Raw genomic sequence first — 7,814 nt, forward strand, 5'->3', positions numbered from 1 at the left:
TAAGTATCTTGTTATAGAGGAGGAATAGTGATGACAGACTATGATATTATAGTAGTTGGTGCAGGACATGCTGGTTGTGAGGCAGCCTTAGCTGCTGCAAGGATGGGGGTCAAGACATTAATTTTGACATTAAATGCAGATCATATTGCATTAATGCCTTGTAATCCATCAATAGGTGGACCTGCTAAAGGGCATATTGTTCGTGAGATAGATGCTCTTGGTGGAGAGATGGCTAAGAATATAGACAAGTCTTATATCAATATTAGGATGCTTAATACATCTAAGGGTCCTGCTGTTCATGCTTTAAGAGCTCAGGCTGATAAACATAAATATCAGTATGAAATGACTAAAGTCTTACAAGAGCAGGAGAATCTAGATTTAAAGCAGACTATAGTCACAGATTTAGTGATAGAGGATAATATAGTTAAAGGTGTAAAGACGATTACTGGAGTAACCTATGCCGCCAAGAAAGTGATTTTAACTACGGGGACTTCTCTTGATGGAAGAGTTATTATTGGGGATGTTAAGTATACAGGGGGAAGGCAAGGAGAGTTTGCTGCTATTGATTTAGCTAAAAGCTTAAAAGAAGTAGGGATTAACTTGGAGAGGTTTCAGACAGCAACTCCACCTAGAATAGATAAGAGTACTATAGAGCCTAAGAAGATGACTTTACATCCAAGCTCTGAAGAGCCACTTAAATTCTCCTTCTTTAGAGAATACGAAGGGAGAGAGACTCGTCCTTGCTGGTTAACTTATACTGGGGAGAAGACTAGAGAGGTGATGGTAGAGAACATTGAACATTCCCCTTTGTCTACAGGAATTGTTGAAGGGAGTGGACCTCGTTATTGTCCATCAATAGATCGTAAGATTATGAGGTTTCCTGATAAGTTGACTCATCAGGTCTTTGTTGAGCCAGAAGGTTTATATACAAATGAATTATATCTCAATGGCTTAACTACAAGTATGCCAGAAGAGATTCAACTAAAGGTTGTCCGGAGTGTTCCAGGATTAGAGAATGCTGAGATTATGCGACCAGGATATGCAGTAGAGTATGAATATATTCCACCATATCAGCTAAAGCCAACGATGGAGAATAAGGTTATAGCTGGATTGTATACAGCAGGTCAGCTTAATGGTACTAGTGGCTACGAAGAAGCTGCTGCCCAGGGGTTAATGGCAGGGATTAATGCTGTGCTGAATCTAAAAGGTGAAGAACCATTGATTCTAAAACGTTCTGACTCTTATATAGGTGTATTGATTGATGATTTGGTCACTAAAGGGACCAATGAACCTTATCGAATGTTGACATCTAGAGCAGAGTACCGTTTGATTTTACGCCAGGATAATGCAGATTTAAGGTTAACACCAATTGGATATAAACTTGGATTAATCAGTGAAGAGAATTATAATAAGGTTGAAGCTAAGAGAAGAGCAATTAAAGAGAACTTAGCTAAATTAAATGAAATAACTGTTACTCCAACTAAAGAGGTTCGTGAGCTCTTAGAGGAATTAGGTAGTGGTGGTTTGAAGAAAGCTGTTAGTTTAGCTACTATTCTTGAGAGACCAGAAGTTAGTTATAAGGATTTAAAGAGGTTCAGTCCAGAAGCTCCAGAGGTAGATGAAGAGGTAGGAGAGCAGTTAGAGATTGAGACTAAATATCGAGGTTATATCAGCAGACAGTTAAAGCAAGTTGATAAGTTTAAATATATGGAAGAGAAGAAGATTCCTCAAGATATTGACTATCATCAACTGACTAATCTAAGAAAAGAAGCTAGAGAGAAGTTAGATAATATTAGACCGATATCAATTGGACAGGCTTCAAGGATTTCTGGTGTGTCTCCTGCTGATATTTCAGTATTAATGATTTATTTAGAAGAGATGCAGAGAGGAGGAGAAGAATGAAAGAATATGATGTGATTGTAGTTGGAACAGGACATGCTGGTTGTGAAGCAGCTTTAGCAGCTGCAAGAATGGGAGTTAAAACCTTAGCATTGACCGTTGATTTAGATAATATCGCCTTAATGCCTTGTAATCCAGCTATTGGTGGACCAGCTAAAAGTCATATTGTCCGTGAGATTGATGCTTTAGGTGGTGAGATGGCCAAGAATATTGATAAGACCTGTATTCAAATTAGAATGCTTAATACAGGTAAAGGTCCTGCTGTCCATGCTTTGCGAGCTCAAGCTGATAAGAAGATGTATCATATTGAGATGAAGAAGGTCTTAGAGGAGCAGGAGAATTTAGATGTACGCCAAGCTATGGTAGAAGAGTTGATAATTGAAGATAATACTGTTACTGGTGTTAAGATTAAGACAGGAATAGTCTTTAAAGCCAAGAAGGTTATTTTAACTACAGGAACTTTCTTAAAAGGTGAGATTATTATTGGAGATACTAGATATAGCTCTGGTCCTCACAATCAATTCCCATCAAATGCTTTATCTGATAATCTAAAGGAGATTGGATTTAAGTTATTTAGATTTAAGACTGGAACTCCACCAAGGGTTGATAAAAGGACGATAGATTTTAGTAAATTAGAATTACAACCTGAGTGTGAAGATAAGATTGCTTTCTCCTTTGAGAATGATAATATCGAGAATAATCTTCAACGACAAGATTGTTGGATTGTCCATACCAATGAAAAGACTCATAAGGTTATTTTAGATAATATTGACCGGTCTCCGATGTTCAATGGTGATATTAGTGGAGAGGGTCCGCGTTACTGTCCGTCTATTGAAACAAAGGTCTATAGGTTCCAGCATAAAGACCGCCATAAATTGTTTGTAGAGCCTGAAGGGGAGTATATTTATGAAATGTACTTATCTGGTTTTTCTACTAGCTTACCTGTTGATGTCCAGGTAGAAATGTTAAGGACCTTACCTGGTTTTGAGAAGGCAGAGATTATTCGTCCAGCATATGCTATTGAGTATGACTGTATTGACCCAACTAATTTAAAGCCAACCTTAGAGACTAAGATGATTAAGAATCTTTATACCGCCGGACAACTTAACGGAACTAGTGGTTATGAGGAAGCTGGTGGACAAGGATTGATGGCTGGAATCAATGCTGCTTTATCTATTCAAGGGAAAGAACCTTTCATCTTAAAGCGGTCAGAGGCCTATATTGGAGTATTAATTGATGATTTAGTAACCAAAGGTACCCATGAACCTTATCGGATGTTGACTTCTCGAGCTGAGTACCGCTTAGTATTACGCCAAGATAATGCTGATTTAAGGTTAACACCTTTAGGATATGAGATAGGTTTGATATCTGAAGATAGATATCAGAGATTTTTAGATAAAAAAGAAGCAATCAAACAAGAGATAGAGCGATTAGAGAATACTGAGATTTATCCAACAGATGAAGGTGTACAGGAGTATTTGCTTAAGTTAGGAAGTACGGAAATTAATAATAAGGTTACTTTAGCTAAATTGATTAAACGTCCAGAATTAAGTTATAAAGCTTTAGCAGAGTTGGATAAAGAGCGACCTAAATTACCTTATTCAGTCAGAGAAGAGGTAGAGATTCAGCTGAAGTATGAAGGATATATTAAAAAGCAGCAAGAGCAGATTCAAAAGCAACAGGAATTAGAGAATAAGAGATTACCTGAGGATATAGATTATAATCAAGTAAAGAGCTTAAGATTAGAAGCTAAGGAGAAGTTAAATGAGATTAGACCTATATCTTTAGGTCAAGCAGGCAGAATTTCTGGAGTATCACCAGCTGATATTTCAGTACTTACTATCTATTTAGAACAACTAGAAAGAAGTAAGGGGAGAGATTAGTGAATTATAAGGAGAAGTTAGTAGAAGGTGCAAAGCAGTTTGAGATTGATTTAACAGAAAAACAAGTTGAACAATTCATTGATTATATGAATATCTTAAATGAATGGAATCAGAAGATGAATTTAACTGGTCTAGAAGAACCAGAAGAGATTGTAATTAAACATTTTTTAGATTCAATCTCTTGTGTAAGAGGTATGGATATACAAGAGAATCAGAAGATTATTGATGTAGGGACAGGAGCAGGGTTTCCAGGGGTTCCTTTAAAGATTATTTATCCTAATTTACAGGTTACTCTACTAGATTCTTTAAAGAAAAGAATTAGCTTTTTAGAGCATGTGGTATCTGAATTAGGATTAGAAGATGTAGAGTGTATTCATGGTCGAGCAGAGGATTTTGGACAAGATAAAAATTATCGGGAGCAATATGATTATGCTTTAGCTAGAGCAGTAGCTTCATTGGATGTATTATCTGAGTATACTCTTCCTTTTGTTAAGGTTGGAGGCTCTTTTGTTGCTCAGAGAGGTACTAATGTAAAAGAAGAGGTAATAGAGGGTTCAAATGCTATCGAAATTTTGGGAGGAATTATTGTTGATGTAATAGCAATAGATCTGCCTTATACAGATGCAGAGAGGAATCTGGTTATTATCGATAAGGTAGTAGCAACACCTAATAACTACCCAAGAAGAGCAGGAAAGCCAAAGAAGAGTCCTTTATAATAATTAAGAACTATTTATAAAAGTAGCCCTTTTGGAGAAAATAGATATAGCTATATCTTCCGAAAGGGTGATTTTATTGTTTAGATATATTGTTTCTCAAATTAGTTGTAAGAGTTTTATAAAAGATGCTCTAATTAAATTTTTTATAATGGTATTAGTCCTAATAATGAATTCAGTACCAGTTCTTGCTCAGATAAGGATTAATACTTTATTGACAACTGAAGGGTTGAATAAAGAAGGTTTTCCAGTTACATATAGGGATGAATTTAGTCTAAGTAAGCACAAAGGAGTCCAATATTATATTGAGTGGATCCCTGATGATAAGGAGCATAATATTTCAATTAAGTGGTTTGACCCTAAGGATAGATTAATTAATTACTTGAATTTAAGTAGTTTTTCTGATTATGTAGTTAGAGATTATATTAGCTTTATTAATAAGAATAAAAGTCAGTTTATAGTACCTAGCTTATTTGGTGAATACTCTATTTATTTTTATGTTGATAATCAACTTCTTGCTATTAGTAAATTTAAGGTTACTAAATAAAGACTACCTAATTATAAAGAAAACCCCTAATATGGAGATTGTAATCCCCATATTAGGGGTTTTTTTTGGACAATTTATAATTAAGAACTAATTATAAATTACGTGTAAATCTTTTATATCTATTTTTCCAATATAATTTTAAAATTGTATAATATTAAAATATAAGATTTAATATGGAATTATTGATAGGTTATTATTTATATTACCTTTAATACCAGATATTAAAAAGATATTGAAAAAAAGTAAATAAATGTTATAATTATAAATGTAGTATAAATTCAAGAAATAATTTAAGAAAGGGGTAATGCAAAGATGGATGAATTAAGAAGACGCATTTTAGAAACATCCTTGGATTTGTTCTCAAAACAAGGTTTCAATGGTACCTCGATTAATGAAATTTCAGAGAATGCAGAAGTAAGTGAGGAGGTGATTTTAGAATATTTTGAAGGAAAAGAGGATCTATTAAATAATTTATTCTCTCTTCTAGGACCAACTGCTGTTAAAGAGGAGATTGAAAGATTATTAGGTGAGAAGATTAATCAACCCTATGAATTCTTAAGGGTATGTGTAAAAGAAGTAATTAGAGAGTTAAATGATGAAAGAGCGCAGAAATTTCTTCAAATTATGCTAAAAGAGCATAATTTAGGGTTAATAAAAGAGCAGATTAAAAATAAATTTATTGAAGAAAACCAAGGTGTTATAGTAAATATCTTCCAAAAAATGATCGAGGCTGGATTAATTCAGAAAAAAGACCCTTTTGTACTAAGTCGTGAATTGATTGGTCCATTACTTTTACTTAGAATAGAATGTCTTTTATTAGGTTTTGAAGACGCAAATAGAGAGGACTTATCTAGAATGGCAGAGCAGCATTTAGAGTTCTTCTGGGAATCTATTAAAGTTGCTTAGTAGGTTAAATTACTTATATTAGTTTTGGTTAATGTTGTAAGTAGTAAAGGGAAGCTATATTTTGATTTATAATAGATCCATGTTGTAGATTGAAGTATTATAAAATTTAAAGGAGAGTGGAATTGATGAATGATGTTTATATCAATAAGATTTCAGTATTTCTTCCAAATGAACCAGTAACTAATAAAGAGATGGAAGATGTTTTAGGAAAGGTAAATGATCAGGCTTCTAGAGCAAGAAGGATTACATTAAGAAATAATGGTATTAAAAAGAGATATTATGTAATTGATAAAGAATCTAAAGAGATAAAATATAACAATGCAGAACTGACTGCAATGGCTGTTAGGGGATTAGTAGACGATAATCTTAGTTTAGAAGATATAGAGTGTTTGGCTTGTGGAACAAGTTCTCCAGATCAGCTAGCACCTAATCATACTGTAATGACTTTAGGGGAATTAGCTTTAAATACAGAGGGGATAGCTACAGCTGGAATCTGTTTAAGTGGTCTTATTTCATTAAAATATGGATATATGGCTATTAAATCAGAGTGTAATAATAATATAGTTGCAACAGGTTCTGAAGTGGTTTCACCTATGTTTATGGCTAACCATTATGAAGCTTTATCTAGGGAAAAAGTAGATGAACTAGAAAAGAACGGAAGGGTAGCTTTTGAAAAGGATTTCTTACGTTTCATGTTATCTGATGGGGCAGGAGCAGCTTTATTACAAGATACTCCTAATAAAGATGGAATTTCATTAAAGATAGAATGGATAGATACAATTTCTTATGCTGGAGAGATGCCGGTTTGTATGTACCAAGGTGGTAAAATAGAGAATAATAAATTTATGAGCTGGAAGCAATTTGATAAAGAGGAAATATTTAATCAAAATATGTTCGCAGTAGCACAAAATGCTAAATTGTTAAATGAAAATATTGTTGAATATACTATTACTAAACCGTTATCTGAGATTATTGAAAGGAGAAATTTAAAAGTTGAAGATATTGATTACTTCTTACCTCATTACTCATCAGAATATTTTAGGGATAAATTATATAAAGGTTTAGAAGAAATAGATTTTATTATTTCTAAAGAAAAATGGTTTACAAATCTTTCTTATAAAGGTAATACAGGCTCTGCTTCTATTTATATTATTATAGAAGAACTACTTAACTCCGGAAAACTTCAAAGGGGTGAAAAACTTTTATGTTTTGTGCCTGAAAGTGGAAGATTTTCAACTGGATTTATGTTATTAGAAGTAGTTTAAGGATTAGAAAATATAACTTTACATATCTTCTTGTACAATATAAATGGGCTGAAATTATGTTTGTAAGCTAGTTGTGTATTTTTGTAATTTTAATGCAGTGACAAATTTATTGTGAATAGTTTTAATTTATAGGTAGATGGATTCTTCTATAAATAAAAGTTAGAAGTAAGTGAAGTAAACCCCTAATAATGGACATAAAAAAGTCCATTATTAGGGGTTTACCACATTTTGAATATAAAACTAAAGGATTTTCTAGACGAAAGGGTGTAATAAAATAGGTAAAGAATTTTATGAATTAATATAAAACTACCTATATCTAAAATTTATAAGCCAATACCAAGGTAATAAAGTTTAGATATAGAAATAATGAAAAATACTGATATATATAAAGAAAATAATCTAAAGCATTTAGAAAGATGGTCTAAAGATATTAGAGAGAGGATTACTATTAATGAAATATCATTAAGCCCTATAAAAGGAAAAAGATTAAAAATTATTTAATCAATAAAATGACTGAATCAATTAAACAAAAAGGTTAGAAGGAATCATTGGATTTATATTGATCCTAAATTGCAATATTAAATTGAACTAGTCTCAAACT

Annotated in this window: 6 protein-coding genes; all 6 read left to right on the forward strand. The window is 32.8% G+C overall.

From position 1 onward, the window contains the following. The first annotated feature begins 30 nt into the window (after positions 1-30). The 6 genes from mnmG (U472_RS00715) (at position 31) to U472_RS00740 (ending at position 7,213) form a co-directional block, all read left to right on the forward strand. Positions 31-1,902 carry a tRNA uridine-5-carboxymethylaminomethyl(34) synthesis enzyme MnmG gene (gene mnmG / locus U472_RS00715; protein WP_068714509.1) on the forward strand — a complete coding sequence of 624 codons (1,872 nt, stop codon included), beginning with the start codon at positions 31-33 and terminating at the stop codon, positions 1,900-1,902. Further along, positions 1,899-3,782 carry a tRNA uridine-5-carboxymethylaminomethyl(34) synthesis enzyme MnmG gene (mnmG, locus tag U472_RS00720; RefSeq protein ID WP_068714511.1) on the forward strand — a complete coding sequence of 628 codons (1,884 nt, stop codon included), beginning with the start codon at positions 1,899-1,901 and terminating at the stop codon, positions 3,780-3,782. Before mnmG (U472_RS00715) ends, mnmG (U472_RS00720) begins: the two co-directional genes overlap by 4 nt. Further along, on the forward strand, positions 3,782-4,498 hold the full coding sequence (rsmG, locus tag U472_RS00725; RefSeq protein ID WP_068714513.1) for a 16S rRNA (guanine(527)-N(7))-methyltransferase RsmG: 717 nt from the start codon (positions 3,782-3,784) through the stop codon (positions 4,496-4,498). Before mnmG (U472_RS00720) ends, rsmG begins: the two co-directional genes overlap by 1 nt. A gap of 166 nt (positions 4,499-4,664) precedes the next feature. Continuing rightward, positions 4,665-5,042 carry a hypothetical protein gene (locus tag U472_RS00730; RefSeq protein ID WP_245684706.1) on the forward strand — a complete coding sequence of 126 codons (378 nt, stop codon included), beginning with the start codon at positions 4,665-4,667 and terminating at the stop codon, positions 5,040-5,042. 312 nt (positions 5,043-5,354) lie between these two features. Further along, positions 5,355-5,948: a TetR/AcrR family transcriptional regulator gene (locus U472_RS00735; RefSeq protein ID WP_068714515.1), complete on the forward strand. Its 594-nt coding sequence runs from the start codon at positions 5,355-5,357 to the stop codon at positions 5,946-5,948. Between the two features lie 125 nt (positions 5,949-6,073). Beyond that, positions 6,074-7,213 (forward strand): beta-ketoacyl-ACP synthase III, encoded by a 1,140-nt coding sequence (locus tag U472_RS00740; RefSeq protein ID WP_068714517.1) that lies wholly within the window; start codon positions 6,074-6,076, stop codon positions 7,211-7,213. Positions 7,214-7,814 lie beyond the last annotated feature (601 nt).

This window comes from Orenia metallireducens (genome assembly GCF_001693735.1).
Taxonomy (GTDB): Bacteria; Bacillota; Halanaerobiia; order Halobacteroidales; family Halobacteroidaceae; genus Orenia; species Orenia metallireducens.